This is a genomic window from Terrimicrobium sacchariphilum, assembly GCF_001613545.1.
Lineage (GTDB): Bacteria > Verrucomicrobiota > Verrucomicrobiia > Chthoniobacterales > Terrimicrobiaceae > Terrimicrobium > Terrimicrobium sacchariphilum.
In genome coordinates, this window is sequence record NZ_BDCO01000002.1 from 569,082 (window position 1) to 592,408 (window position 23,327).

A 23,327-nucleotide genomic window follows, 5' to 3' on the forward strand; every position below is an offset into this window, starting at 1 on the left:
GCCATTTGAGGTTTGCAATCTGCGTGCGCTCTCGCTTATTTGCGGGGAACCTCACAGAGAGATGAAAAACCCACGGAAATCCGGGAAGGCTGCAGTGCGGGCCGGCTCCCGACCCCTCGCCAAGAACAAACACCTCCTCAAGTGGATCGACAAGATCGCTGCATTGACGAAACCCGACGCCATTCACTGGGTGGATGGCTCGCAGGAAGAGTACGATGCGCTTTGCGAACAGCTCGTCCAGGGAGGAACCTTCACTCGGCTGAACCAGGAAAAGTGGCCGGGCTGTTTTTACGCCAAGTCCGATCCGACCGATGTGGCTCGCGTGGAGGATCGCACATTCATCTGCTCGCTGTCCAAGGATAATGCCGGGCCGACGAACAACTGGGTGAACCCTTTCGAAATGCGGCGCACGCTGAAGGGACTCTTCGACGGCTGCATGAAGGGGCGCACGATGTATGTGCTGCCCTTCTCGATGGGGCCGATCGGCTCGCCCATGTCGCAGATCGGCGTGGAATTGACCGATTCCCCGTACGTGGTCGTCAATATGCGCATCATGGCGCGCATCGGCCTCGAGGTCTTCCGCGAGATCGATGCCAGCAACAAGCGCGTGGTGCCGTGCGTGCACTCGGTCGGCGCTCCGCTTGAACCCGGCCAGGCCGATGTGCCATGGCCGTGTAATAAAGAGAAGTACATCGTCCATTTCCCGGAAACCCGTGAGATCTGGAGCTACGGCTCGGGTTACGGCGGCAACGCGCTGCTGGGCAAGAAGTGCTTCGCCCTGCGCATCGCCTCCAACATGGCCCGCGACGAAGGCTGGATGGCCGAGCACATGCTCATCCTCGGGGTTGAAGCCCCGACGGGCGAAAAGACCTATGTGGCGGCGGCTTTCCCGAGCGCCTGCGGCAAGACGAACTTTGCCATGCTCATCCCGCCGAAGCATTTCCAGGATCAGGGCTGGAAGGTCTGGACGGTCGGCGACGACATTGCCTGGCTGAAGCCGGACGCCCATGGCCATCTGCGGGCGATCAATCCGGAGGCGGGTTTCTTCGGTGTCGCGCCGGGAACCTCGGCCAAGACGAATCCCAACGCCATGGCGTCGCTTTCCAAGAACACGATCTTTACCAACGTCGCGCTCACGCCGGATGGCGGAGTGTGGTGGGAGGGAATGACCGACGAGCCGCCAAAATCCTGCCTCGACTGGCAGGGCAAGAAGTGGACGCCGGCCATTGGCGCGAAGAAGGGCACGAAGGCAGCGCACCCGAATGCGCGCTTCACCGCCCCGGCCTCGCAGTGCCCGTCGATCGATCCCGCGTGGGAGGACCCCGAGGGCGTGCCGATCAGCGCCATTATCTTTGGCGGACGCCGCGCCACCACGATGCCGCTCATCTTCCAGGCCTTCAACTGGAGCTCCGGTGTCTATATCGGTGCGACCATGGGTTCCGAGATGACGGCGGCCGCTGCCGGCACGATCGGCAAGGTGCGCCGCGACCCGATGGCGATGCTGCCCTTCTGCGGATACCACATGGGCGATTACTTCCGCCATTGGATCAAGATGCAGCGCACGCTCAACGAGACGCCGCGCGTCTTTCACGTGAACTGGTTCCGCAAGGACAAGGACGGCAAGTTCCTCTGGCCCGGCTTTGGCGAAAACATGCGTGTCCTGCGCTGGGTCGTCGATCGTGCCCGGGGCCGAGGCATCGCCAAGGAGACTCCGCTCGGCTGGCAGCCGCGGTATGAAGATATCGACTGGGAGGGACTGAAGTTCCCGAAGGAGAAATTTGAGGAGCTCCAGGCCGTGGAGCGCGACTCCTGGAGGCACGAGGTGCTGGGCCAGGAAGAACTCTTCCTCGACCTCCATGATCACCTGCCGAAGGAGATGGTCTACGAGCGCGAGCTGCTGATCTGTCGTCTCTAGGATTGCAAAAGATCCGCCAGTCCGGTAGATAAAGCCGGACTGGTCAGGATCTTACGCACCCAGCGAAAGAGCGGAACGGTGGCGGGAGAAGTTCAGTAACTTTTTCCTTGCGTCCCCGTGCGCCCTGCCTAGTATCTACCCTCCCTCGTCAAACCGAGGAGAAAAGAGGCTTGGCACCGGCCAGCTCTTCGTCTCACAGAGTTTCACCCGAGGAAACCGGATTACTCAATGCCCACTATTAATCAATTGGTCCGCAAAGGACGCAGCAAGGTGACTGTGAAGTCGAAGTCGCCGGCGCTCGTGAAGTGCCCGCAGCGTCGCGGCGTTTGCGTGCAGGTGATGACCCGCACGCCCAAGAAGCCCAATTCCGCCCTCCGCAAGGTCGCCAAGGTTCGTCTCACGAACGGGCAGGAAGTCATCGCCTACATTCCGGGCGAGGGACACAATCTTCAGGAACACTCGATCGTTCTCGTCCGTGGTGGACGTGTGAAGGATCTGCCGGGTGTTCGTTATCACATCGTACGCGGTACGCTCGACAGCCTCGGGGTTGACGGTCGCCGTCGCGGACGTTCCAAGTACGGAGCCAAGCGCCCGAAACCCGGTCAGGAAGACACCAAGGGTGCGAAGGGCAAGAAGAAATAGCACGCCATGTCACGTCGTCGCCGAGTCATTCACAAGGAAGTCAAGAAAGACGCCCGCTACGCCAGTCCGGTCGTAGCCCGTCTCATCAGCGCAGTCATGAACTGCGGCAAGAAGAGCATCGCCGAGCGCATCGTCTACACCGCGATCGACAAGTCCCGCGAGGGAACCGATACGGTCGACCCGCTCGAGACACTGCACAAGGCCATCGAAAACGCCAAGCCGCGTCTCGAGGTGAAGAGCCGCCGCGTGGGTGGCGCCACCTACCAGGTGCCGATGGAAGTGCCGGCCGATCGTCAGATCGCCCTCGCCATGCGCTGGTTGGTCACGTTCGCGAACAACCGCAAGGGTGTTCCGATGGAAAACGCTCTCGCTTACGAGCTTAAGGACGCAGCTGCCGGTCAGGGCAACGCGATCAAGAAGCGCGACGATATGCACAAGATGGCCCAGGCCAACCGTGCGTTCGCTCACTTCCGCTGGTAGTTCTCCAATCTCCAGTTGGTTTTAAAAAAGAGCGGCCTGAAAAGGTCGCTCTTTTTTTGTGCCCGGATGGCAGGGCTTTCACGCGAGAATCGTTGCCCCGTCGGGATGCCGCGATATGTGGTGGACGCGCGAGGGGAGCGTAAGGCGCCCGGTCGGAATGGGCTGGAGGCGGGTCGGGGCGGTTTCATTTCCATCTCTCACTGATTCCTTGCGGCGCTGGGAGGTATCCCCTGTCCTCGTGACCCTCGGGCGGCAGCCCGGTGGGATCGCGGCCTGGCTTCTGTCGATTTGGCGGCCATCTGGCACGCTCGCTATCTTTCATCCAGACGCCGTAACGGCTGAACAATATGGCGGATCATCGAACTGCGAGGCGGTCGTTCGATGGCGTCGGGTGACGCGATGGGCGGCTCGCTTTCCTTTGCCTGCGCCGGGATGCCGCCGCGATCTCATCCGATCCGACAGGGTGCGCGCGGGCATGTGTCGCTAGCGGTTGCGGCAATCACCCAAGCTGCCGGTGACGTTGAGCCGTGGGAAGAGCGAAGGGCGTGTTGTCACGCCGGGCGGGGGCGTTGCGCTGCCATCGTGCGCTTGATCCAAGCTCTCGTCAGGACCCGAGCCCCTCCTTTTCCAAAGGCCTGCCAGCCCGCTGTGCCTGTCCGCTTTTGGAAACTGTCTATGGGACGAAGTGCTAGCGTTTCCCGGGCGACCCGAGTAGCCGCACAAAATCCGCGAGAGGCGGAGCGGGGCTGGCCTTTTTATAGACGAAGGTGTGGTCGAGGGTGGGCGGTTTGCGGCCGGGGAGGGGGCGGATGGTGACGCCTTGCGCGAGGAATCTGCCCATCGTCACGGGGAGGAGGCTGATGCCCTGGCCTGCGGCGACCATGGTGAGCACGGCGGCGACGCGCTCGGACTCCTGCACGATGCGGGGCTTGAAACCCTCGGCGGCGCAGAGGGTATCGAATTGACGTCGGAAGGCCGGGGCGGCTTCGCGGGAGACCATGATCCAGCCTTCGTCGCGGAGGCGGGCGATGGGGAGCGAACGCGCGGCGGCCAGCGGGTGCGCGGCGGGGAGGGCGATGCCGAGGGGTTCGCGCTGCCAGATGAAGCTCGCGAGACCGCGGCGCAGGGAATGCGGCGGCGCGCCGAGGAAGGCCCCGTCGATCTTCCCCTCCGACAGTGCCTCCAGCTGCGCGGCGGGCGAGAGATCCTCAAGAGCGATCTGGCAGTGCGGGTGCGCCTCGCGAAAGGTCTGGAGCAGGCGGACGAGGGATTCGTCGAGCAGCGCGCCGACGAACCCGATGCGCAGCCGCGTGACCTCGCCCCCGGCGGCGCGGAGCACGGCATCGCGCGCGGCGTCGAGGCGCTGGAGCACGGCGCGGGCGTCCTCCAGGAAGAGCCGCCCGGCGGCGGTGATCGCGACCGAGCGCGTGCTGCGCTCCAGCAGCGGGCAGCCGAGCTTTTCCTCCAGCGACTGGATTTGCCGCGTGAGCGGAGGCTGGCTGAGATTCAGCCGACGCGCGGCGCGGGAAAAGTTCAGCTCCTCCGCGACGGCGGTGAAGCACTCCAGCTCGCGGATGGTCGGGCGATTCATACGTAAAAGGTATTAATCCGATGCAATACTGGCAATTCCGAAATACCGGAGGGGGCGGTAAAGTGCGCGGCATGACGACAGCAGCAGCATTCGCCGGGAAATCGACGCTCGAGGAAATCCGCGAGCGGTTCGACCACGACGTGGAGCGTTTCAGCAACCTGGAGACGGGCCAGCAGGCGACGATCGACGCGCCGCTGGTGCTCGACCTGGTGGCGGCTGCCGCCGCGAGCCATGTGCCGCGCGACGGGCGGCTGCTCGACCTCGGCTGCGGCGCGGGAAATTTCACCCTGCGCGTGATGCAGGAGACCGGCCCGCTGCATTGTCACCTCGCGGACCTGAGCCAGCCCATGCTGGACCGGGCGCGGTCGCGCGTGGAGGCGGCAGGGGCGCGGAGCGTGGAGACGCGGCAGGGCGACCTGCGCGAGCTGGAGTTTGCCGACGGGACTTTCGACGTGATCCTGGCCGGGGCCGTGCTGCACCATCTGCGCGAGGATGCGGACTGGGAGCGCGTGTTTGCCCTGCTCCACCGCTGGCTGAAACCCGGCGGCCGCCTCTACGTGGCCGACCTGGTGTATTTTGACTCACCCGCGATGCAGGCGATGATGTGGGCCCGCTACGGCGCGTACCTGGAATCCCTCGGTGGCCCGGCCTATCGCGAAAAGGTCTTCGCCTACATCGAGCGGGAGGACTCCCCGCGCTCGCTCCACTACCAGCTCGGCCTGTTGCAAAAAACGGGCTTCACCTCCTGGGACGTCCTGCACCGCAACAGCGTCTTCGCGTGCTACTTCGGAGAGAGGTAATACCGGAACGGAAGGAAGAGGTCGAACAGAAGGAAGCGAAGGAAACGAAGGGCTGCAACCTCCGGTGCTATTTCTCGGGGAGACGGATATCTTTCATCCAGTCACGTCTTCGTCTCGCTTCGGGATTTTCTCGGGGGAGGTCATGGCTGACGTTGATTATCCTCCTTGCTCTTCGGGGATGGGGGAAACCAAAACTGGGTCTCGTTGCCGGGCGTCCGGATGACGAGGCGCTGCGGTGTGTCGGCCCAGGAGGGATTGGAAAGGAACGGGCGCGGGTTGATCTGGATCAGCATTGCCTCCACGAAGGCGGCGGGAGCGAAGACGCAGACCTCCCACGCGTGGGGAAAATCGCGGTAGTGAAAATACTCCCCCGCTCCGCGCGCCCGGCCGGAGTCCCTGGTGGCGAGCAGGACGTACGTCCCCACGTAGGCCACGACGGCCAGAGCCGCGAGGATGAGGACGACGCGCGCGCGCTTCACGGTTTGGCAGGCGTTGGCGTCGCGGACGGGCGCGGGCCGATGTACATGAAAGAAAGGATCGGCGGGTGGCCGGAAATCTCCATCGTCTGGGCAAAGTACTCGATCTCGTCTCCGATGGCGCGGGGCGTGCCGCCGAGCGGGGAACTGACGACGATCTCCTGTCCCTTGCGCTCGACGACGTAGGCGAGGAAGGTGGCCGTGCCCTCGCTGGCCTGGTAGACCTTGAGAACTTTGCCTTTCTCGGTGGAGCTGGCGGTGGTCTTGGGGAGGAAGTTGCACGAGCTCAGGAGCAGGGCGGCCAGCAGAAGGCTGGCGAGGGTGGTCACTCTCATGGCGGGCGAGGGTACTTTGCTTAGTGGGAAAAGCAGAGTTTTTTCGGAGGGGAATTGGAAATGGGGCGCAACTCTGCTCTGCTGGCCGGGTGAAAGTTTTGCTTATGCTGCTGATCGTTTCGGGCTCCGCTTTGGCCGAGGATTTTAGCGGTATAGGATCGACACCTCTGTCAGCGCGAGCGATGGGGGACAGGGTGACATTTTCCGTGGTAGCGTTGCCTCCGGACAACTCGCTGTACTGGCGGATCGTGCGGGACCGGACGGGAGACAAACTGGATCCGGACATGAGGACCATTACTTCGGGAGAGGCGGTGAAGGCCGGAGAGCGGTATGCGTATTACTGGGACTCTGCCCAATCGATCCTCTGGTTTGCCACGCGTCGCTCTCTGATGAAATTGGATCTGACGGACTGGAAGTCGACGCACTGTCTCTATCGAGGCACAGCGGGCTATGAAAGCTTCGAGGATTTGCCAGATCAGTTTCGCCGCGAGATCCCGAAGGTGCTGGAGAAAGAGTAGGCAACAGGATGAAGCGCCGTTGAAAGGAAGCACCGCCGGGGTTGACATATCCGGGAATGGCATGTTTGGTCGCTGGCATGAAATGGCTGCTTTTCCTCCTGCTGCTCGGTGCCGCGACGGCGCGAGGGGCGGAGGTGGAGATGGCGGCGCAGTGGATCGAACTGCCGACGGCCTCGCCGCAGACGCGGGAGGTGACGTTTGATGAACCGCATGAGTCCTTTGCGGTGAATGCGTCGGAGGGAGCGGTGTCGAAGTCCTTTTCGCAGCCGGTGAGCTATGAATTTCACCCCGTCGAGGTGGATTGGGTTTCGGTGCGCTACACGGGCGAGATGCGGGTGGAGAATGTGTGGGGCGACTCGTATTTGCAGGGCAATCTCGGCTGCTCAAACCGCGTGGCCTTCGACCTCGATGTGACGCGCATGGTTTCCAACGAACTCTCGCTCGAGACGGTGAACCGCTTCGTGGACCGGGGGACGTCGACGATCAATCGCGCGGAATGGCGCGCGAAGGGAAAGACGCCGGTCGGCCTCACCTATGGCGTGACAGGCGGCGTGGCCGCGCAGACGGATGCGGCGGGAGCGATGCTGAATACGCGCTACGCCAGGCTGGAGCTGGCACAGGAGCTGCCCTTCGTTCCCGTGCGGCTGCGGGTCGCGCCCAGCTTTAGCACACAGGAGACGGCGACCTCGGGGCAATCTCTAGCGGGAGTCGATGCCTCGATCACCATCCGCGCGGCGGCGCAGACCCGCGTGAGCCTGGGCGCGGCGGAGACGGAGACTTACGATACGGATGAACTCGATAGCACGACGTACCGCGCAGTGTACGCCCAGGCGGAGCAAAAACTCCTGCCCGACGCGGCGCTGAAGCTGCGGGCCTCCTACGAGGATCGCGGCGCGGCCTCGCCGGAGAGCGGGCGCATGTACGTGGGCATGGAGTCCACCTTTGCGCTGACGGATTCCATCCTCGGGGCCTTCCGCCTGCGGCACGGCCTCGGCACGATGATCTCGGGCGCGCAGAATCTCTCGGAAACCCTGCTGTCGTTTTCACTCGGCGGGGGATTTTAAGGCAGGCCCCGATCAGGAGACGAGAAATGCCAGGCGCGGGTCGGCGCGACCGGGGTCGATCTCGATGATCTCGGTCTGCACGATGCCCTCGGCCACGAACGGGTCCGCCGCGAGGCGCGTCTCGAGTTCCTCCCTCGAAAGCTGGTGGGCAAGGATCGCGCCGCCCTGGCTCGGCTCGATGCCGCCTGCGAGGAGGAAGACGCCGTCGGCAAAGCCGCCCTGCACCCAGTGCTTGTGCTCCTCCATGTATTGACTGGCTCGGCTGCGGGCTTCGGTGAATCTCAGGAGGGCGATGAACATGCGATGTGGTTGGTTGTGGGTTTACGGAAAGCTCAGGCGCGTCTCCGGCGCGGCGAGGGAGAGGCAATACCATCGAGCCAGTCATGGAGGGCACGCACCTCCTCGCGGAGGAAGGCCTCGTCGCGAAGGGCGCTGGCCAGCGTGGCGATGCCCTGGCTGCGGGCGAGGAGATGGAGGGCGAGCGCGTCGGCCTCTTTCTTCAACCCGAGGGCGGCGAACTGCGTGGCGAGCCAGCCCTTGAAGAGTGTGAAGAGCGCGCTGGCGTGGCTGAGCGCGTCGTGCTCCAGCTTGGCGAGCTCGGCGCAGAGCGTGCCGACCGGGCAGCCGTGGAGCATGATTTTTGCGCGATTGGCGATGAGGATGTCGATGAAGCTCTTGATGCGGGCTGCCGGGCCTTCGCCGCCCGCCTCCCAGTGCTCCAGCAGCGCGGCGGTGCGTGCGAGCCGACGGTCGATCACGGCGTCGAGGATCGCGTCCTTTGTCTGATAGTGAAACGTCACATTGCCGCGGGAAATCCCCACCGCCTCCGCGATGTCGGCAAAGGCGGTGTGCTCGTAGCCGCGTTCATAGAAAAGCCGGTCGGCCTCCTCGAGGATCCGGTCGCGCGTGGATGTCGGCTTCATGCGTTGCGGACTAGCACTAGGACAATTGTCCTAGTCTGTCAATACGTTCCTGCCGCCTCCCGGAAACCGGGTAGGGGTGGCTCCCTGATATTTACGAAATCACCGGTTTTTTTCCGTGTGTTTGGCGGTTTCGTTTGCTAAGGCGGAGGGCAGTCACTCCACAGACTAATGAAAACCACCCGGCAGCTTCTTGTCGTTGCCATCTCGGGCTTCTGCGCCCTTGCTGGCAGGTCACTCCAGGCTCAACAGACCTCCTTTAGCGTAGCCACGGCGGCAGAGCTGGAGACGGCGCTTCACCAGGTTTATCTAAACAACGCGTCCAATCCCGCGCTGCAAAACACGATCACGCTCACGGCCAACATTTCGGCAACGAGCCAGATGGTGGTGAACGCGAATGTGACGATCGATGGCGGGTATTTCTCCATCGACATGAATAACTCCGACCGGGCGTTCTTCATTGCCGGTGGCACCGTGTCCATCAGCAACCTGACCATCGCCAATGGTAACGCCACGGGCGGCAACGGCAGCCTGGGCGGCGGCGGTGGTGCGGGGTTGGGCGGAGCGATCTTTGTCGGCAGCGGGTCGTACTATTCGGGCACGGGGGCGCTCGCCGCGCAGGGACTCAGTGCGCCGGCGGTGACGCTCAGCGGGGTGACATTTTCAAACAACAAGGCCGTGGGCGGCTCGGTGGGATTCACCCTGAGCGACCAGTTTCTCAGCGGTGGCGGCGGCATGGGAGGCAATGCCTCCGGTGGCGGCGGCGATGGCGCGGGCGGCGGTGGCGGCGGATTTGGCAATGGAGCCAACGGCGCGGGTGGCACGGGGAGCAACGGTTCGGCGGGAGCCTTTGTCAATGTCAGCGCGGTCAATAGCACGAGCCTCTCGGCCGGCGGTGGCGGCAGCGGCGGCGATGGTAGCGGGGGTTCCGGCGGCGCGGATGGCGGCGGCGGTGGAGGTGGCGGCAGCACGAGTTTTACCTATCCCGGAACGGGCGGAGGCGGCGGTGTGGCCGGAGGCTATGGGCACTATGCCGATAGCGACACGCCAAACAGCGGCGGCAATGGCGGCTTCGGCGGAGGAGGCGGCTCCGGTGCGGGATCGTATAGCGAGTCGGGTGGCAATGGCGGTTTCGGCGGAGGCGGCGGCGCGTCGTCCCAGAGCGGCGGTAATGGCGGCTTCGGCGGAGGCGGTGGAGCGTACTCCACAGGCTCTGCGGGCGTGGGTGGCTTTGGCGCGGCGAGCGCGACGCCGAGCGAAGACACGGGCCTTGACAGCTCGGGAGGCGGCGGCCTCGGCGCGGGCGGCGCGGTGTTTGTCATGGCGGGAGCGACCGTGACCGTGCAGGACGGCGGCTTCTCCGGCAACACGGTGACGGGGGGAGTCAGCTCGGGCAATCGCAACAACGGCTCGGCCTACGGCGCGGATCTCTTCCTCGGTGGGAATGCGACCTTCAACGTCTCGTCCACCCTCAATGTCACGGCCCTCGGCGGAGCAGGCAATCTCAGTGATGCCAATGTCTCGAAGAATGCCGATGATGCCAACGCCCAGGGCGGCGTGATCAAGACCGGCGCGGGAAATCTCATCATGAATGGGGACAACTACTACGCTGGCGTGACAACGATCAACTCCGGCACAGTCACCCTGGCCGCCGGGGCGGTCGAGAAAGGCACCAGCGTGGTGACGGTGGGGCAGGACTCTGGCGATAACGCGACCCTCGCCCTGGGCAGCAGTTCCCTGCTTCAGCTCAAGGGCTTCAACAGCAGCGATCCGCAGGCCTCCACGGATGCCGCGGTGCAGGTCGCGCAGGAGGCCGGCTCGACCGGCCAGATCGTGATCGGGGCGGGAGCCGGCACGAGCGGTGCGGATATCGGAGCGCGGGTCTTCAATGGTGGCGAGGGCACGGCATCCATCGCCTTTCAGCAAAACTTCGCGGCGGGTTCCTCCTCCAACACGGTCTACGAGTTTTACACCACGCTCACCGGGAGCATGAACCTCGTGCAGAGCGGACCCGGCACCACGGTGCTCAATCCCCTCTATGGTGCGAATACGATGACCGGCGATGTCTCGATCACCGGTGGCACGCTCGCCACGGCGGGCAGCGTGGCGTCGCTCGGCTCGGTGGGCCAGATCACGATCGATGGCGGCAATCTCCAGCTCGGCCAGTCGGAGGGTATTGCCAACTCCGCAGCGCTGAACCAGGGCAGCGGCCGGGTCGTCATCGGCGCGAGCGCCATCCAGGAGACCATGGGCGCGTGGGTGGTGTCGGACGCGGCGGTGGTGGATTTTAACAACTTCGCCGCCGGGCTGACCTTTGCCTCGCTGGAGATCGACGGCACGCTGGCGATCTACAACTACCAGGGCGCGTCGACGACGATCACGATCCTGAGCGGCTCGGCGGTCGGCGATCTCTCGCAGGTCGCCTTTTACTCCGACGAGGGCTCGACCTACCTCGGCTCCGGCGAGATCGTCGGCACATCGCTCCAGGTCGTGCCCGAGCCTGCGACGTTTCTGCTCGTGGGCCTCGGCGTGACGGCGCTCTGGCTCCGTCGCCGCCGGGAGTAACCTGCGGGTCTCTGGTTGCGGGACTGGCTCCGCAAGAGGGCGGAGCCGGTGCCGGGTGACAGGCGATGAGTCGCTCGGCCGCGCCTTGGCGTCTCAGGGAGGGAGTAGTCGATACGCGCTCCTTCCTGCTGGCAGACCTCGGGGGCGCGGCTTGCGGGCGACACCTCGCCGCTTTCTCGAAGCGCTCTCGCCTTGGCGGGGGCAAAAGCATGCTGGTTCCAGCGCGGTGGGCCTGGTACCATCGTCTGCCTATGGCAAAGCGCTCCCTCCTGCTCGCCCTGGTGATCGTTTTTTCCACGGGGCATGCTGCCTGGGCGGAGGATGTCGGGAACAGGCCGATCATTGTTCCCTTGAACGCCCTGCGCGATGTGAGCGAGGTGGAGATCTACGACCGGCTGGCCTGGGTGAAGGCGACCGATCTCCTCGATGCTCTCGGGCGCTTGAAACCCGAGGGGGCGCAGCCCTCGTATCTGGCAGAGCGCATGATGGTGAGCCTGTCGGGCGAGTATTTCATCGTGGGAGTGTTTCAACGCCACGGCAACGGCATGGAGGTCATGCCGGTGGTGATCGTGCTTTTTGACGACTCTTATCGTCCGATCGCCTGGGGGAAGTTTGAGTCGGCCGGCTCGGTGGTCTGGGCGGGCGCGCTGCAATCAGTTGCCGGCACGGAGAGCGAAGCCGGACTGGTGGTCATCATGGAGCCGGAGCGAGCTTTGAAGAGTGAACTGCACTTTCAAAAATACGCGCTCTCGCGGAGCGGGATCAGACTGCTCGGCCAGGGGCGTCGCTGGCCGCTGCCCGACGAGGAAAAATAGGGTCGAAGAAAAGGCGCGGTCGCCTAGACCGGGAGACGCCTGCTGGGTCAACGCCGCGAAAGCGTGTGATGCTCTCGCGGCGACAGCGGGGAATCAGGAAATACGGATCGCCCTACGGCAGGAGGCCGTCCTTTTGCATCTGGGCCTGCACCTTCTGCGCGGCGGAGAGATGCTTGGCGATGATGGGTGTGATCTTCTCGGCAAAGGCCTTCATCTTGGGATTCGGGCAGGTGGCGGCGAAGGACTTTACCATGGCGAGGACCTGTGTGTGGCCGGCGACCATGGCGGGGATGTAGGCTTTGTCAAAGGCGGGACCCTTGAGCGCGGAGAGCTTCTTCAGTGTGGCCTGGCTTGGGGCGTCGAGCTGGGTGGGCAGCGGGATATTGCACTCGGCCGCGACCTTTGCGAGCCGGGCATTGATCTCGGTGTGGCTGGCGGTCATGAACGCGCCGAATTTTTTCACCGAGGGCAGCGAGGCGTTGGTCTGGGCGACCTTGCCTAGTTGGATTTCCAGCAGATCGACCATGGCGACCTTTTGGGCAAAGGCCGGGCAGGTCATCGTGCCCGAGGGCATCTGGCCGCAACACGAGGCGGGCGCGGGGGCTGATGCGGCGGTGGCGAGGACGGGGGTGAGCGCGAGAAGCGCGGCGGGCAGGATGTGGTGGAGTTTCATGATGTGGGTATGTGCAGGTGGAGGTTTCAGGAAAGCGTCGGGTCGTTCCCGGCAGGTGGAGCGGGAAATGGCTGGCGGCTGGAGCGCGGCTCGCAGTCGTGGAGGAGGAGGGGATTCATGACTCCCGGGTAAGGGTGTGCCTGAGCACTAGGAAAGCACCTGCGCGCGCGAGTGCAAGGCGAATGCGCGACGTACCGCCTTCGCTGCACGTGCTGCCTGCATGATTGAGGATGGCGGCCTGGATGCCGGGGTGTGTCGGGTGGGGCGGTAAGCGTATTTCTACGGCATCGCTCCCTCGGGGCCGGATGTCTCCATTAGCCCTGGGCAAAGGCCAGGAACTCGCCTGCTCGCAGGGCCTTGGAAAAGTACCACCCCTGGCCGAGCGGGATGCCCAGCTCGCGCAGGAGGGCGGCTTGTTCCGGGCGCTCGATGCCCTCGGCGATGATCTCGATGCCGCGCTCCCGGGTCATGCGGACGATCTGCTCGATGAGCGGGATGCTGCTTTGCCCGCCCTCCTCGAGGCGGTCGACGAGGGATTTGTCGAGTTTCACGATGTCAAAGGGAGCCTGCTGGAGGAGGGCCGCCCAGTGGTCGTTCACCCCCACGTCATCGAGGGCGAGGCGCACGAGGCGGCGGCGGCCCGTGCGGTGGATCATGGCGTCGAGCGCGATCTCGTCGGGTACTCCGCGCTCGGTGACCTCGAGGACGAGCTTGTCGGCGACTGCGGCAAGGCCGACGCGGCAGCCCGCATACTCCATGCCGCCCCGCCCGATAAGCTCGGGAGGCGTGTTGATCGCGACGTGCGCGTCCTCCGTGCGGAGGAGCCAGTCGCCCAACTCGCCGGCCACGGTTTCCAGTACCCAATAGGTGAGCAGCCCGGCCACCGGCGTCCGTTCGACGATGGGAATGAACTCCGACGGCGGCACCAATCGCCCATCGGTTCGCCGCCAGCGGGTCAGCGCCTCGGCTCCCGCGCACACGCCATCGCGCAGCCGCACGGTGGGCATGTATTCCAGGAAAAGCTCCTTCTCCTCGATGGCTTCGCGGACTGTGTCGACTGTGATCATCCTGCGCGCACTCTATCGAGCTGCGCCGACCGCGCCATGGGAAATCGCTCCTCGTGGAGCTGAGGCCGATCCGCGCGGATGAGGCCGCGCCACCAAGGCGACACCAGGGGCAGTGGGCGCGTGGCCGCCATGCTTTGAGCATCTCATCCGTCCCAATCCTGACCGGCAGGGCGAGGTCAAGGCGGGAGCCGACGCTCCTGGAGGGCTGGCGAAATGCGCCCTGGAGTTTGGCCGAGCGGCGCAGGAATGCGATGGCTGGGTGGCTTTCTCTCCGGGGTGCTCTGGAGCAAATGGAAGCCTTTAGCCGAGGCTCGGAGACGGCGAGGGCTGCGGGGAGGCATTGGTCGCCAGGGCAGTCGGTATCCCTGCCGACGCGCTCCCGGCCTGCCTCTCCGTTCACCGATTCCCTGTTTATGGAAAATCGCCCTAAGGGAAAGTTCCTCGACCGTTGATGCGCTTTGCTTATGATAATGGACTTATGCCGTCCCTGCTCACCGCCCCCGGTCGTCGCTGGTGCATCCTGGCGATCATAGCGATCGTCCTCGCTCCTCTCTCTGCTCCGCTGCGCGCGGATGAGGACGACTACCGCAGGTACCTCGCCGCGACCCCGGCGACCCCCGAGCAGATGAGCAAGATCCTCTCAAGGATGAACATTCTGACCAACTACTTTCCGGTGCTCCTGCAAACCGAGGTCCAGAATGGCCTCACGGATCAGATCGTCGTCGGCGCGATCGTCGCCGTGACCTATACCGATCCGGCCACCGGCAAGGAAAAGACGCTCGATGTCTTTGCCGCGCTCCCGGAGATCCTGCCTTTGACGGCATCCAGCTGCACCTCCCGGCTCTTCGATGGCGAGGAGATTGCCAAGCTCTCTCCGACCCTGACTCTGAAGGAAGTGCGGCTGCGAAAGATGAATCTCGCGAAGGGCGCGTCAAAGTAATCTCGTCTCGCGCCACGGGACATCGGTTCGCCGCGAAGCTAGCTCAGCCAGGCCAGCGCGCAGAGGGCGAGCAGGGTCACGAGGACCGCCCAGCCAAAGTAAAGCGGAGCCTGGGAGCTATGCCGCAGGAAGGCCTGCGTGGGATCGTCGGGATCGTAATACACCGTCACGTCTCCGCCGCGATGGAGCTGCGCGAGATAGCGCAGGGCCCGCTGCCGTTTGTGGAAGCCGACGGGTTCGCTGGGTGGAACGTACAGATGAATGCTTTCGATGACGCGCCCCTCATAGACTGCATCGCCCACCTGATACTGATACCGGACGTTAACCGTATGGTCGTCCTCCCACCCGTGCCGGAACTCCTCCGTGCCGGCGGAGAGCAGGCGGCCCGGTACGGATGGCCATGTGCGGAATTTGCGAAACGCCCGCAGGTAGCCCGAGGAGAGCCAGATCCAGATAATGAAGAACCCCCCGAACAAAATCGAAAACCACCAGACGCGGGGCATCGCGGCGAGATAAGCAGGCAGACTCATCGAGGCGTCTGGACGTATTCCTTGGCGGATGACCAGCCAGTGCGAGGAGGAGTCATTACCCTACGGCGTAAAGAGCCAGCCAATGAGGCCGAATAACAGCCCGTTGAGCGCAAAGACCGCGCCAAACGCGACCAGGATGAAGGCCCTCTTGCTCACGCCCGGCTCCAGCACGGAGGTCTGCGGGCGGGCCGGATCGTACGCCACGGGAACGGTCGAGCCCTCGGGGTATTTGTTGTCGTAATACTGGGCAAAGCTGCGGCTGGCGGAGGAACCCTTCAGCCCATACGCGATGAGATCGCCGCAGTACTCCGTGCCGTCCACCGTGTAGGTGTAGGTGACCTCGGGCTTGTAGGTCCTGCCGCCCTTGGACCCGCGCTGGCTGGTCACCGTCGAGGTGCGAATGATCCCCTGCGCCGAAGGCCACGCCGCGCTCTCCCGCGCCTGGAGCACCGTCCGCACGCCGAAGCCCGCGACAGTGACCCCGACGAGGAAAAAGATACCGAGAAAGATGGCGACAAAGTTCATGATGTGATGGTTTCGCTTATACATCATCGCTTCCGCAAAAGCGATCCTAACCTTAGGAAATCTGTCGAAAACCATGCTAATACGGCAACCCTTGCAAGTTTGGCATGGGGGGATTTTTGCCAGTGCGTGCATGCCTGCCTCGACGAATCCGCGCGAGGTGTTGGGGAATTCGCTCCGGACGAAGCAATCCACCCACCCGCCGCGCACCCCTGGCTCGCGATGCCCCAACCATCCGTTCGCGGGAAAGAACCGCCCTCCGGTGTTTCCGAAAGGTTTTCAAAAAAACACCATCGGGAGCGAGAGGGAGAGAGCAACCGCCCGCCGCCCGCAGCGGCGACCCGTGGAATCCCACGCCGCCCGTACTCTCTCTCTGGTTGGGTACTGTACTGTTCTGTGTAGCGTGACGTCACCGTGACAGGGCGTGACATCCCGTGTGACATGAGCGTGACGTCACAGTGACAACAGCGTGACATGCCCGTGACAGGTCCGATCGGGAATCGCTAGCGGTCTAAATCTTGTGAGTATGATCCGCTTTGCTGAATGGGCGCACTCTTTTTACTCGTAAGATACACCGAAAAATTTAGATTTTCCATCCATCTATGCACGACTATCAGCTGGAACGTCTTAATACCCGCTCATTTGAGCAGCTTATTCAAGCTCTTGGCTTGGAAATAATTGGTAAGCAGTTGATGGTTTTTGGTGACGGTCCGGACGGCGGACGAGAAGCTTCGTTTGATGGTTTGATAAATTATCCTAGTGGGGGAAAGTGCTGGGACGGATGTGGCATTGTGCAAGCCAAGTTTCGACAATACCCGGATGCTCTTGCCAAGGTCAATGCCGATTGGGCTATTAAACAGTTGAATTCGGAGCTTTCGAAATTTGAGCCGCGACGGGAGAGCGAGAAGCAGGTTGTGCGAGGAGAAAGAATATGTCCCGAATACTACGTATTTGCTACAAACTTGTCTCTAAGTTCTGTAGCGAAAACGGGAGGAAAGGATCGTATATGTTCTATTCTAGACAATTTCAAAAAATCTCACGGGCTGAAAGATTATGCTGTGTGGGACCGTGATCAGATATGCCGATTTCTAGATGTATATCGTGATATTCGTTCCACTTATGCAGCGTGGTTGCTTTCGGGTGATGTTCTGGCGGAAGTTGCAGATTTTGTTCGGCTTAAGAAAACAGACTTTCTTAAAACTATTCGACGATATCTAGAAGTTGGGTTGCTGGATGATCAATTTGCGAAGCTTAGTCAGGGTGGATACACGGACGCAACCGCAATTCCTCTATCCAGAGTTTTTGTAGATCTGCCCGTAAAGGTGTCAAATGAACGAAATTATATAGATTCATCTTCTGACGAGTACGATTTTAATGATCTCTCTGATGAGGAGTTGGATTTAAATGAGCAGGAACGAGTGACCTTTCTCGATCTATTTTTTGAAGAAGGTCGTCAGGTATTGAAGCCTTCGGCTAATTTCAACAATAAATTGGGAAGTGCTGGTCTGAGGCAGACAGCTGGAAGGGTGGTTTTGGTTGGTGGTCCAGGCCAAGGCAAGACTACAATTAGTCAATTTGCGTGTCAGTTGTATAGAGCTGCGCTACTTCAAGAAGATTCCGCTAAACGGTCCCCTCAGGTTCGAGCTGCGTTATCTCATATTGAAAATCAGGCTGGCGACATTCCGAAACCGAAGGTTCTTCGCTATCCGCTGCGTATTGATCTGAAGAAGTTGGCTGAATCGCTCGCCGGGGAGGGTGGTCTTTCGTCCAGTTCACTTCTTGATTATCTGGTAAAACATATATCGGAGAGAACCGACTGTGAATTAAGTAAATCTGAATTTCGCAAATGGCTATCGAGTTATCCTTGGTTGATTGTTCTTGATGGTCTTGATGAAGTGCCTGCCTCAAGTAATCGCAAGAGAATGATGGATGCAATTCGTGATTTTGTTAGCTCGGAAGTGCACGATGAGGACGCAGACATATTAATTCTAGCAACTACGAGGCCTCAAGGTTATTCCGATGAATTTGATCCAAACTTCTATCTTCATCTTCCGCTTGCTTCGCTTAATGCAAATGAAGCGCTGAAGTATGGTAGTAGGCTCGCGAGTGCACGTCATCCTAATAATAATTTAAGGGTTGATGATCTCTGTAGTGCTCTGAAGAGAGCTACGGAAAACCCTGCTACCGTGCGTTTGATGGAATCTCCCTTGCAGGTAACGATCATGCTTGCACTTATTGAAGGCGGAGGAGAGCCGCCTGAACAGCGGTGGAAGCTTTTTCACGATTATTATGATGTGATTTATCGAAGGGAAAAGGAGCGAAACACAATTTTTTCAAAAATTCTTAGAACATATGAACCAGATATTCATTGGCTTCATCATCGCGCGGGTTGGGTGCTGCAACAGCGGAACGCTGCGATTGGTTCTACCGCAGCGCGGCTTTCTCATTCTGAATTTGAGGAAATCGTGGAAACTAGACTGCAAAAGCGTGGGCACTCGGAATCGGAAGGGCGCGCAACACTTGTAAGGCAAATACGGGAAGCTGCAACCGATCGACTTGTGTTTCTAGTAGGGAATAGCGCCAACGAGATTGGATTCGAGATTCGTTCCCTTCAGGAGTTTATGGCGGCTGAACATATCTTTTCGGGGCCAGAATCATGCGTGCTAGAAACAATTCGTGAAATAGCTCCTCACTCTTACTGGAGAAATGTATTCCTGTTTGCAGCTGGTAGGATATTCTTTGAAAAAGAACATCTAACGGATTCCTTAATTGGTATCTGTGGACGGTTGAATGAGGTGATTGTCAACCAGGAGCGCAAATTTATTGCTCCGGGTTCCCGGCTTGCGTTAGCAATGCTGGAAGATGGCGTGTCGAGAAATCAACCGGAGAATTCTCGTGCCCTTTCGCGTTGTGCAGCACGAATACTGGATGTGCTGCTTCCCGATGAGACTTCGAGGTTGCTCGAATTATTTTCAAGCGAGGCTAAGGAGGTGTGGAATGAAGAGCTTGGGAGAAGATTGCAGGTAGATGAAGGATGTTTTCCTTATGCTCTTTGGAAGCTGTGTTTGGATCTGGTTCGAGGAGGTAACAAATTTGCCGAGAATCTGATGCTAACAGGCTTTCCGTGGAAGAGTGATAGTGTTGGAGTGTTTCTTTCGGAGGTGGTTCCGGAAATCTCGAGAATTCCGTCGGAATTTTGGATTTCATTTAGGAATTATATTTATGTGCATTCTCCGGCTATATGGAGGCGGATGTTTGCTGGAGAAATGCTGCCGCAGTCGTTGAGATTTTCACCGATCAAAGAGCTCTTTAATATATACTCTCAAGACTTTGAAAGTGATGGAATTACTTTGCTTGATAACGATGGGGCGGAAACCTGTAATGCTCTAGTCTATAATGGTGACCGAAGACTTGCTCAATGGGCGGAATTGGGAAATCTTCCAGAAGAGGTGAGTGCGGATGTGCATCCGGTCTGGGGTGATTTTTGTTTGGTTTCCGAGTTTGCTCGCAATTGCTCATCGGAAAACTTAATCCGACAGTTTTCGTTAATGAGTAGCGATTTTTCTTGTGGAGAGTCGGTCTCTGGCGAGTTTCCGTGGCAAATAAATGCGTGCCTTATTGCTCGGCAATTAGGGTTTTCAGTTGAGGAGATTTGCAAGGTAATTCATGGTGGAGGATTGGGGCATGTTGCTGACTGGGAGCGCTGGGGTGCCGCTTGGAGGGGTGGTATTAGAATTTCTGAATTGGGATTCCCGAAAGATAAGTTTAAGTTAGTTTCCGATCAGCATCAAGGTATTGTGTTTTCTGCGAATGCATGGCGTCATAGCGGGGGGGTGATGAGGCGCAGTTTGCTGTTGCTTTAACTAAAGCTTTGCCTTATCTGAAAGCCGATAGCGCTGTAGTTAGGAGTCTGCTTGATGTGTGCTGCTTTGGGCTTGGAAATTGTGCGGATGAGTGGGGAGGTGGCATTTTCCCGACGATTGAGAATTTGATTGAGGTGTGTTCCAAGCTGGGAGCTCAGTTGCCGCGCGCCCTTGTGGCTGCTATTCTTCAATCTCCTTTTGGGGTGGACGAAAAAATGAGGCTCGTCGGTTTAATCGGTCCTAACGTGGAGTCGCGGTCATGGTTGTCTTTTGGCGGGGGACGTTCTGATAGGGTAAATGCATCGTCTCAACTTCTCGTTGAGAAGTTCGGTGAATCCGAAATCCTAGATGAATTCTTTGGCGCAATTTCTTGTCTTCCACCGCTTGCGTTTCTCCGTATGATGCCAACAGGCTATCTGCAAAGCTGCCGGTTGCGTGGCGGTCTCTACAGGCGGGCAGCAAGTGTCCTTAGAATTAACAGTCTGCGATGGGAGGGAGCTGAAAATGAAATTGCGACTGAGGCATTGCAGCTGAGTTCAAAATTTCCAAGGCTTCTTGAAGAGCTGTTCAGATTTATAGATCTACAAGGGCTATGTGGTAGCGACATCGAGGAGGTTGTTGTTCTTTTGTTGCAGGCTTCATGTCCGGCGTTATCTGTTTCGCTGAAGCATAGTGGGCTCCGCCTGCTTGTTAAGCTTGTCGAGCGTCGACCGGCAATGACAGTCATTCCTGATCCTTTGATGGCGAAATGATAAGATGATCCATGTGTAGCTGCGCCTTGCGGGAACGGGCGGATCTCGGGGATGTAGGAATAGCTTAATAGGACTATATAGGAGACCGGTTTTTTGCTGGCGCGCCGGGCAGAGGAGTCTGAGCGATGCGCAGAAGGTGAAGAGGGCGTGGAGGTCTTCGGTGGGGTCAGCGGGGTTTTGTTCCTGCGGGGCGAGGGATTCGGCGAGGGTGCGGCCTGCTGCTAATGTCTGAGGAGGGTGTATTGACTGGCATTAAGGAGCCTTAAGTAGGCGCTGTGGTCGGCTCGGTAGACGAAGAGGTGGATGGCCTCGGGGCGGAAGCGGTGGGCTATGGCCGGGCTGGTTGCTTCGGTCCGCCCGGGCGCTGGTGTCGGCGCGGAGGTGGTTGCACATGAGGCGGATGACGATGTCGTAGACGGGGTAACGGAGCGCGAACAGCGGGCGTGGAACTGGAAGCGCGGATCACCGCCGCGACGAAGAAACACAACAAGTACCTCAAGGAACTCGGCCTCCCGCCGCTGCCGTAGGGGCAGGGATTTTTACAAAAGACCGCCAAGGCAGGGACGAACAAAAGGAAGCGAAGGAAACGAAGGGGGAGGCAGGAAGGCCGTCAACCGAAGGGCGCGAAGGGTTTGGCTGCGCGGGACTCCGCGCAGGCCGGGCCGTACAAGGGCGTTTTCAAGCTGCGGGCGAAGTAATCTTTCCGAAGGATAACACTTTGTTTTTACGCGGGTTACATCCTTCGTGTCCGGGCATCGGGTTTGCGTACCCTTGGTCTATGCCGGGAACGGTGAGCCGATTTGCCGGGCAGGCCGGGCGGTGGGTCCAGGGGTGGGGTTTTTGTCGGAATGGCGCGGGCGGGGGTGGGGTTCGCGGGGAAATGGCGTCGAAAACGTAAAAAGGCGCTCTATTGACAGGGGGGCAGTGGCTCCGCATAGTGCTCCGCCCGTTCAATCCGGGATCGCCATGCAAAATATTCGAAATATCGCCATTATCGCCCACGTGGACCACGGTAAGACCACGCTGGTCGACCAGCTCCTTAAACAAGCGGGAACCTTCCGCGCCAACCAAAAGACCGACGAGCGCATGATGGACTCGATGGACTTGGAAAAGGAGAAAGGCATCACGATCCGCGCGAAGAACGCCGCTTTCCGCTGGCATAATTACCATGTGAATATCGTCGACACTCCCGGCCACGCCGACTTTGGCGGCGAGGTGGAGCGCATCATGAAGATGGTCGACGGCGTGCTGCTGGTGGTGGATTCCCACGACGGCCCGCAGGCCCAGACGAAGTTCGTGCTGCGCAAGGCGATGGAAAACGGCCTCAAGCCGATCGTGGTGATCAACAAGATCGACCGTGAAAACGCGCGTCCGCACAAGGTGCTCGACATGGTGTTTGAGCTTTTCATGGAACTCGAGGCGACGGATGAACAGCTCGACTTTCCGCATATTTACGCCAGCGCCAAGGCGGGCTTCGCCAAGCGCGAGATCGACCACGAGAGCGACAACATGGAGCCACTTTACGAGGCGATCGTGAAGCACATCCCGCCGCCGCCAAAGGCCGACAAGGATTACTTCCAGATGCTCGTGTCGAACCTCGACTACAGCGATTACCTCGGTCGTATCGCCTACGGGCGCATCATCAGCGGTTCCGTCAAGGTGGGCCAGAGCATCGTGTGTGTACACAAGGATGGCCGCAAGGAGCGTGGTAATGTGACGGCGCTCTTCAGCCACGAGGGCCTGGAGAAGGTCCAGATCGAGAGCGCCAGCGAGGGCGACATCATCGGCCTGACGGGATTTGAGGAAGTTTTCATCGGCGAGACGCTGGTCGACAACGAAGAGCGCGAGGCGCTGCCCTTTGTCGACATCGACCCGCCGACCATCGCGATGAAGATCTGCGTGAACGACTCGCCGCTGGCGGGTCGCGAGGGCAAGCTGCTGACGGCGCGCCAGATCAAGGATCGCCTCGTCCGCGAGACCCGTACGAATGTGTCGATCATCGTCGCGGAGACGGAAACCGCCGGCCACTTTGACGTGAAGGCGCGTGGTGAGATGCAGATCGCGATTCTCGTCGAGCAGATGCGCCGCGAGGGCTTTGAGCTGCTCGTTTCGCGTCCCGAGGTCATCTTCCGCCGCGACGAGGCGGGCAACCTCCTCGAGCCGATGGAGACGCTTTACGTTGACGTGCCGCCGGACAACCTCGGCGACATCCTGCAGTCGCTCGCCAGCCGCAAGGCCGAGATCGTGAACATGCAGCACAACCCGCACAGCGTGCTCGTCGAGGCGACGATCCCGACGCGCGGATTGATCGGATTTGAGACGGACCTCGTGAACGTGACGAAGGGTCACGGCATCGCGAGCCACCTCTTCAAGGAATACGGACCGCACAAGGGCGACATCCCGAGCCGCAACAACGGCGTGCTGGTCTCCATGGAAGGCGGCACGAGCACGGCCTACGCGCTGGACAGCATCCAGGAGCGCGGTCGCCTGTTCATCGGGCCCCAGGAGGAGATTTACGAGGGAATGATCGTGGGTGAAAACGCCCGCCCGGACGACATGCCGGTGAATCCCTGCAAGGCCAAGAAGCTCACTAACATGCGAAGCCAGGGTGACGGCAAGGGCATTCAGCTCGCCCCGCCGCTCGTGCTCTCGCTCGAGCGCTCCCTCGAGTACATCGCTCCCGATGAATACGTCGAGGCGACCCCGAAGAGCCTGCGCCTGCGCAAGAAGATCCTCGATGCCAACGCCCGCAAGCGTGCGCAGACGAAGGTCAACGTGGCCGAATAAGCCCCGTCTTTAGACAACTTCGAAAACGTCTTGTTGAGCGTCCCAGCCACCCGGCCGGGGCGCTCAATGCGT

Annotated in this window: 21 protein-coding genes; 12 read left to right on the plus strand and 9 right to left on the minus strand. The window is 60.6% G+C overall.

Annotated elements, in window-relative coordinates; all coding sequences use genetic code 11:
• The first annotated feature begins 61 nt into the window (after positions 1-61).
• From TSACC_RS03330 to rpsG, 3 genes are all read left to right on the plus strand, one after another.
• A complete protein-coding gene (locus TSACC_RS03330) occupies positions 62-1,915 on the plus strand; it encodes a phosphoenolpyruvate carboxykinase (GTP) (RefSeq protein WP_075077972.1) in 1,854 nt (617 codons plus the stop codon).
• Positions 1,916-2,143: 228 nt separating this feature from the next.
• The gene (gene rpsL, locus TSACC_RS03335) at positions 2,144-2,557 is read left to right on the plus strand and encodes a 30S ribosomal protein S12 (RefSeq protein WP_075077973.1); all 414 of its coding nucleotides are present in this window, start codon (positions 2,144-2,146) and stop codon (positions 2,555-2,557) included.
• Positions 2,558-2,563: 6 nt separating this feature from the next.
• The gene (rpsG, locus tag TSACC_RS03340) at positions 2,564-3,037 is read left to right on the plus strand and encodes a 30S ribosomal protein S7 (RefSeq protein ID WP_075077974.1); all 474 of its coding nucleotides are present in this window, start codon (positions 2,564-2,566) and stop codon (positions 3,035-3,037) included.
• A gap of 688 nt (positions 3,038-3,725) precedes the next feature.
• Here the strand turns inward: rpsG and TSACC_RS03345 are convergent.
• Positions 3,726-4,628 (minus strand): LysR substrate-binding domain-containing protein, encoded by a 903-nt coding sequence (locus TSACC_RS03345; RefSeq protein WP_075077975.1) that lies wholly within the window; start codon positions 4,626-4,628, stop codon positions 3,726-3,728.
• A gap of 20 nt (positions 4,629-4,648) precedes the next feature.
• On the opposite strand from TSACC_RS03345, the gene TSACC_RS03350 reads away from it, so the two are divergent.
• A complete protein-coding gene (locus tag TSACC_RS03350) occupies positions 4,649-5,428 on the plus strand; it encodes a class I SAM-dependent methyltransferase (protein ID WP_202815901.1) in 780 nt (259 codons plus the stop codon).
• A 140-nt stretch (positions 5,429-5,568) separates the two neighbouring features.
• Here the strand turns inward: TSACC_RS03350 and TSACC_RS03355 are convergent, their stop codons facing one another.
• Positions 5,569-5,907, minus strand: a complete 339-nt coding sequence (locus TSACC_RS03355) for a hypothetical protein (protein ID WP_075077977.1) — start codon at positions 5,905-5,907, stop codon at positions 5,569-5,571.
• Positions 5,904-6,239 carry a hypothetical protein gene (locus TSACC_RS03360; protein WP_075077978.1) on the minus strand — a complete coding sequence of 112 codons (336 nt, stop codon included), beginning with the start codon at positions 6,237-6,239 and terminating at the stop codon, positions 5,904-5,906. Before TSACC_RS03360 ends, TSACC_RS03355 begins: the two co-directional genes overlap by 4 nt.
• Before the next feature lie 104 nt (positions 6,240-6,343).
• Here TSACC_RS03360 and TSACC_RS03365 point away from each other — a divergent pair, with 104 nt between their 5' ends.
• Together TSACC_RS03365 and TSACC_RS03370 are read left to right on the plus strand one after the other, a co-directional pair.
• Positions 6,344-6,757, plus strand: a complete 414-nt coding sequence (locus TSACC_RS03365) for a hypothetical protein (protein WP_075077979.1) — start codon at positions 6,344-6,346, stop codon at positions 6,755-6,757.
• 77 nt (positions 6,758-6,834) lie between these two features.
• Complete coding sequence (locus TSACC_RS03370) at positions 6,835-7,821, plus strand: hypothetical protein (protein WP_075077980.1); 987 nt, start codon at positions 6,835-6,837, stop codon at positions 7,819-7,821.
• 12 nt (positions 7,822-7,833) lie between these two features.
• Here the strand turns inward: TSACC_RS03370 and TSACC_RS03375 are convergent, their stop codons facing one another.
• Together TSACC_RS03375 and TSACC_RS03380 are read right to left on the minus strand one after the other, a co-directional pair.
• Entirely contained in the window at positions 7,834-8,121 is a 288-nt protein-coding gene (locus TSACC_RS03375; protein ID WP_075077981.1) for a YciI family protein, read from the minus strand.
• A 32-nt stretch (positions 8,122-8,153) separates the two neighbouring features.
• Entirely contained in the window at positions 8,154-8,744 is a 591-nt protein-coding gene (locus tag TSACC_RS03380; protein ID WP_075077982.1) for a TetR/AcrR family transcriptional regulator, read from the minus strand.
• A 168-nt stretch (positions 8,745-8,912) separates the two neighbouring features.
• Here TSACC_RS03380 and TSACC_RS22520 point away from each other — a divergent pair, with 168 nt between their 5' ends.
• Both TSACC_RS22520 and TSACC_RS03390 read left to right on the plus strand, forming a co-directional pair.
• Positions 8,913-11,306 carry a beta strand repeat-containing protein gene (locus TSACC_RS22520; RefSeq protein ID WP_075077983.1) on the plus strand — a complete coding sequence of 798 codons (2,394 nt, stop codon included), beginning with the start codon at positions 8,913-8,915 and terminating at the stop codon, positions 11,304-11,306.
• Positions 11,307-11,557: 251 nt separating this feature from the next.
• Positions 11,558-12,121, plus strand: coding sequence for a hypothetical protein (locus tag TSACC_RS03390; protein WP_153811228.1), 564 nt, complete (start codon positions 11,558-11,560; stop codon positions 12,119-12,121).
• Between the two features lie 112 nt (positions 12,122-12,233).
• On the opposite strand, the gene TSACC_RS03395 is transcribed toward TSACC_RS03390, so the two are convergent.
• Together TSACC_RS03395 and TSACC_RS03400 are read right to left on the minus strand one after the other, a co-directional pair.
• On the minus strand, positions 12,234-12,794 hold the full coding sequence (locus tag TSACC_RS03395) for a DUF4142 domain-containing protein (protein ID WP_075077985.1): 561 nt from the start codon (positions 12,792-12,794) through the stop codon (positions 12,234-12,236).
• A 314-nt stretch (positions 12,795-13,108) separates the two neighbouring features.
• Entirely contained in the window at positions 13,109-13,861 is a 753-nt protein-coding gene (locus tag TSACC_RS03400; protein ID WP_075077986.1) for an EAL domain-containing protein, read from the minus strand.
• Between the two features lie 478 nt (positions 13,862-14,339).
• Here TSACC_RS03400 and TSACC_RS03410 point away from each other — a divergent pair, with 478 nt between their 5' ends.
• Entirely contained in the window at positions 14,340-14,801 is a 462-nt protein-coding gene (locus TSACC_RS03410) for a cytochrome c family protein (RefSeq protein WP_153811229.1), read from the plus strand.
• Between the two features lie 38 nt (positions 14,802-14,839).
• Here TSACC_RS03410 and TSACC_RS03415 read toward each other — a convergent pair whose 3' ends face one another.
• Positions 14,840-15,331: a DUF3592 domain-containing protein gene (locus TSACC_RS03415; protein WP_075077989.1), complete on the minus strand. Its 492-nt coding sequence runs from the start codon at positions 15,329-15,331 to the stop codon at positions 14,840-14,842.
• Positions 15,332-15,391: 60 nt separating this feature from the next.
• Complete coding sequence (locus tag TSACC_RS03420) at positions 15,392-15,856, minus strand: DUF3592 domain-containing protein (protein ID WP_169809519.1); 465 nt, start codon at positions 15,854-15,856, stop codon at positions 15,392-15,394.
• 599 nt (positions 15,857-16,455) lie between these two features.
• Here TSACC_RS03420 and TSACC_RS21605 point away from each other — a divergent pair.
• From TSACC_RS21605 to typA, 3 genes are all read left to right on the plus strand, one after another.
• Entirely contained in the window at positions 16,456-19,716 is a 3,261-nt protein-coding gene (locus TSACC_RS21605) for an NACHT domain-containing protein (RefSeq protein WP_153811231.1), read from the plus strand.
• An 8-nt stretch (positions 19,717-19,724) separates the two neighbouring features.
• A complete protein-coding gene (locus TSACC_RS21610; RefSeq protein WP_153811232.1) occupies positions 19,725-20,468 on the plus strand; it encodes a hypothetical protein in 744 nt (247 codons plus the stop codon).
• A gap of 966 nt (positions 20,469-21,434) precedes the next feature.
• Positions 21,435-23,255: a translational GTPase TypA gene (typA, locus tag TSACC_RS03425; protein WP_075080566.1), complete on the plus strand. Its 1,821-nt coding sequence runs from the start codon at positions 21,435-21,437 to the stop codon at positions 23,253-23,255.
• The last annotated feature ends 72 nt before the right edge of the window (positions 23,256-23,327 follow it).

Excerpts from the sequence above, each read along its gene's own strand:
- typA (WP_075080566.1), top strand. The coding sequence starts at position 21,435 with ATGCAAAATATTCGAAATATCGCCATTATCGCCCACGTGGACCACGGT.
- rpsL (WP_075077973.1), top strand. The coding sequence starts at position 2,144 with ATGCCCACTATTAATCAATTGGTCCGCAAAGGACGCAGCAAGGTGACT.
- TSACC_RS21605 (WP_153811231.1), top strand. The coding sequence starts at position 16,456 with ATGCACGACTATCAGCTGGAACGTCTTAATACCCGCTCATTTGAGCAG.
- TSACC_RS03360 (WP_075077978.1), bottom strand. The coding sequence starts at position 6,239 with ATGAGAGTGACCACCCTCGCCAGCCTTCTGCTGGCCGCCCTGCTCCTG.
- TSACC_RS03330 (WP_075077972.1), top strand. The coding sequence starts at position 62 with ATGAAAAACCCACGGAAATCCGGGAAGGCTGCAGTGCGGGCCGGCTCC.
- TSACC_RS03415 (WP_075077989.1), bottom strand. The coding sequence starts at position 15,331 with ATGAGTCTGCCTGCTTATCTCGCCGCGATGCCCCGCGTCTGGTGGTTT.
- TSACC_RS03420 (WP_169809519.1), bottom strand. The coding sequence starts at position 15,856 with ATGAACTTTGTCGCCATCTTTCTCGGTATCTTTTTCCTCGTCGGGGTC.
- TSACC_RS03410 (WP_153811229.1), top strand. The coding sequence starts at position 14,340 with ATGCCGTCCCTGCTCACCGCCCCCGGTCGTCGCTGGTGCATCCTGGCG.
- rpsG (WP_075077974.1), top strand. The coding sequence starts at position 2,564 with ATGTCACGTCGTCGCCGAGTCATTCACAAGGAAGTCAAGAAAGACGCC.
- TSACC_RS03380 (WP_075077982.1), bottom strand. The coding sequence starts at position 8,744 with ATGAAGCCGACATCCACGCGCGACCGGATCCTCGAGGAGGCCGACCGG.
- TSACC_RS03370 (WP_075077980.1), top strand. The coding sequence starts at position 6,835 with ATGAAATGGCTGCTTTTCCTCCTGCTGCTCGGTGCCGCGACGGCGCGA.
- TSACC_RS03375 (WP_075077981.1), bottom strand. The coding sequence starts at position 8,121 with ATGTTCATCGCCCTCCTGAGATTCACCGAAGCCCGCAGCCGAGCCAGT.
- TSACC_RS03365 (WP_075077979.1), top strand. The coding sequence starts at position 6,344 with ATGCTGCTGATCGTTTCGGGCTCCGCTTTGGCCGAGGATTTTAGCGGT.
- TSACC_RS03400 (WP_075077986.1), bottom strand. The coding sequence starts at position 13,861 with ATGATCACAGTCGACACAGTCCGCGAAGCCATCGAGGAGAAGGAGCTT.
- TSACC_RS03345 (WP_075077975.1), bottom strand. The coding sequence starts at position 4,628 with ATGAATCGCCCGACCATCCGCGAGCTGGAGTGCTTCACCGCCGTCGCG.
- TSACC_RS03390 (WP_153811228.1), top strand. The coding sequence starts at position 11,558 with ATGGCAAAGCGCTCCCTCCTGCTCGCCCTGGTGATCGTTTTTTCCACG.
- TSACC_RS03350 (WP_202815901.1), top strand. The coding sequence starts at position 4,649 with ATGCAATACTGGCAATTCCGAAATACCGGAGGGGGCGGTAAAGTGCGC.
- TSACC_RS22520 (WP_075077983.1), top strand. The coding sequence starts at position 8,913 with ATGAAAACCACCCGGCAGCTTCTTGTCGTTGCCATCTCGGGCTTCTGC.
- TSACC_RS03395 (WP_075077985.1), bottom strand. The coding sequence starts at position 12,794 with ATGAAACTCCACCACATCCTGCCCGCCGCGCTTCTCGCGCTCACCCCC.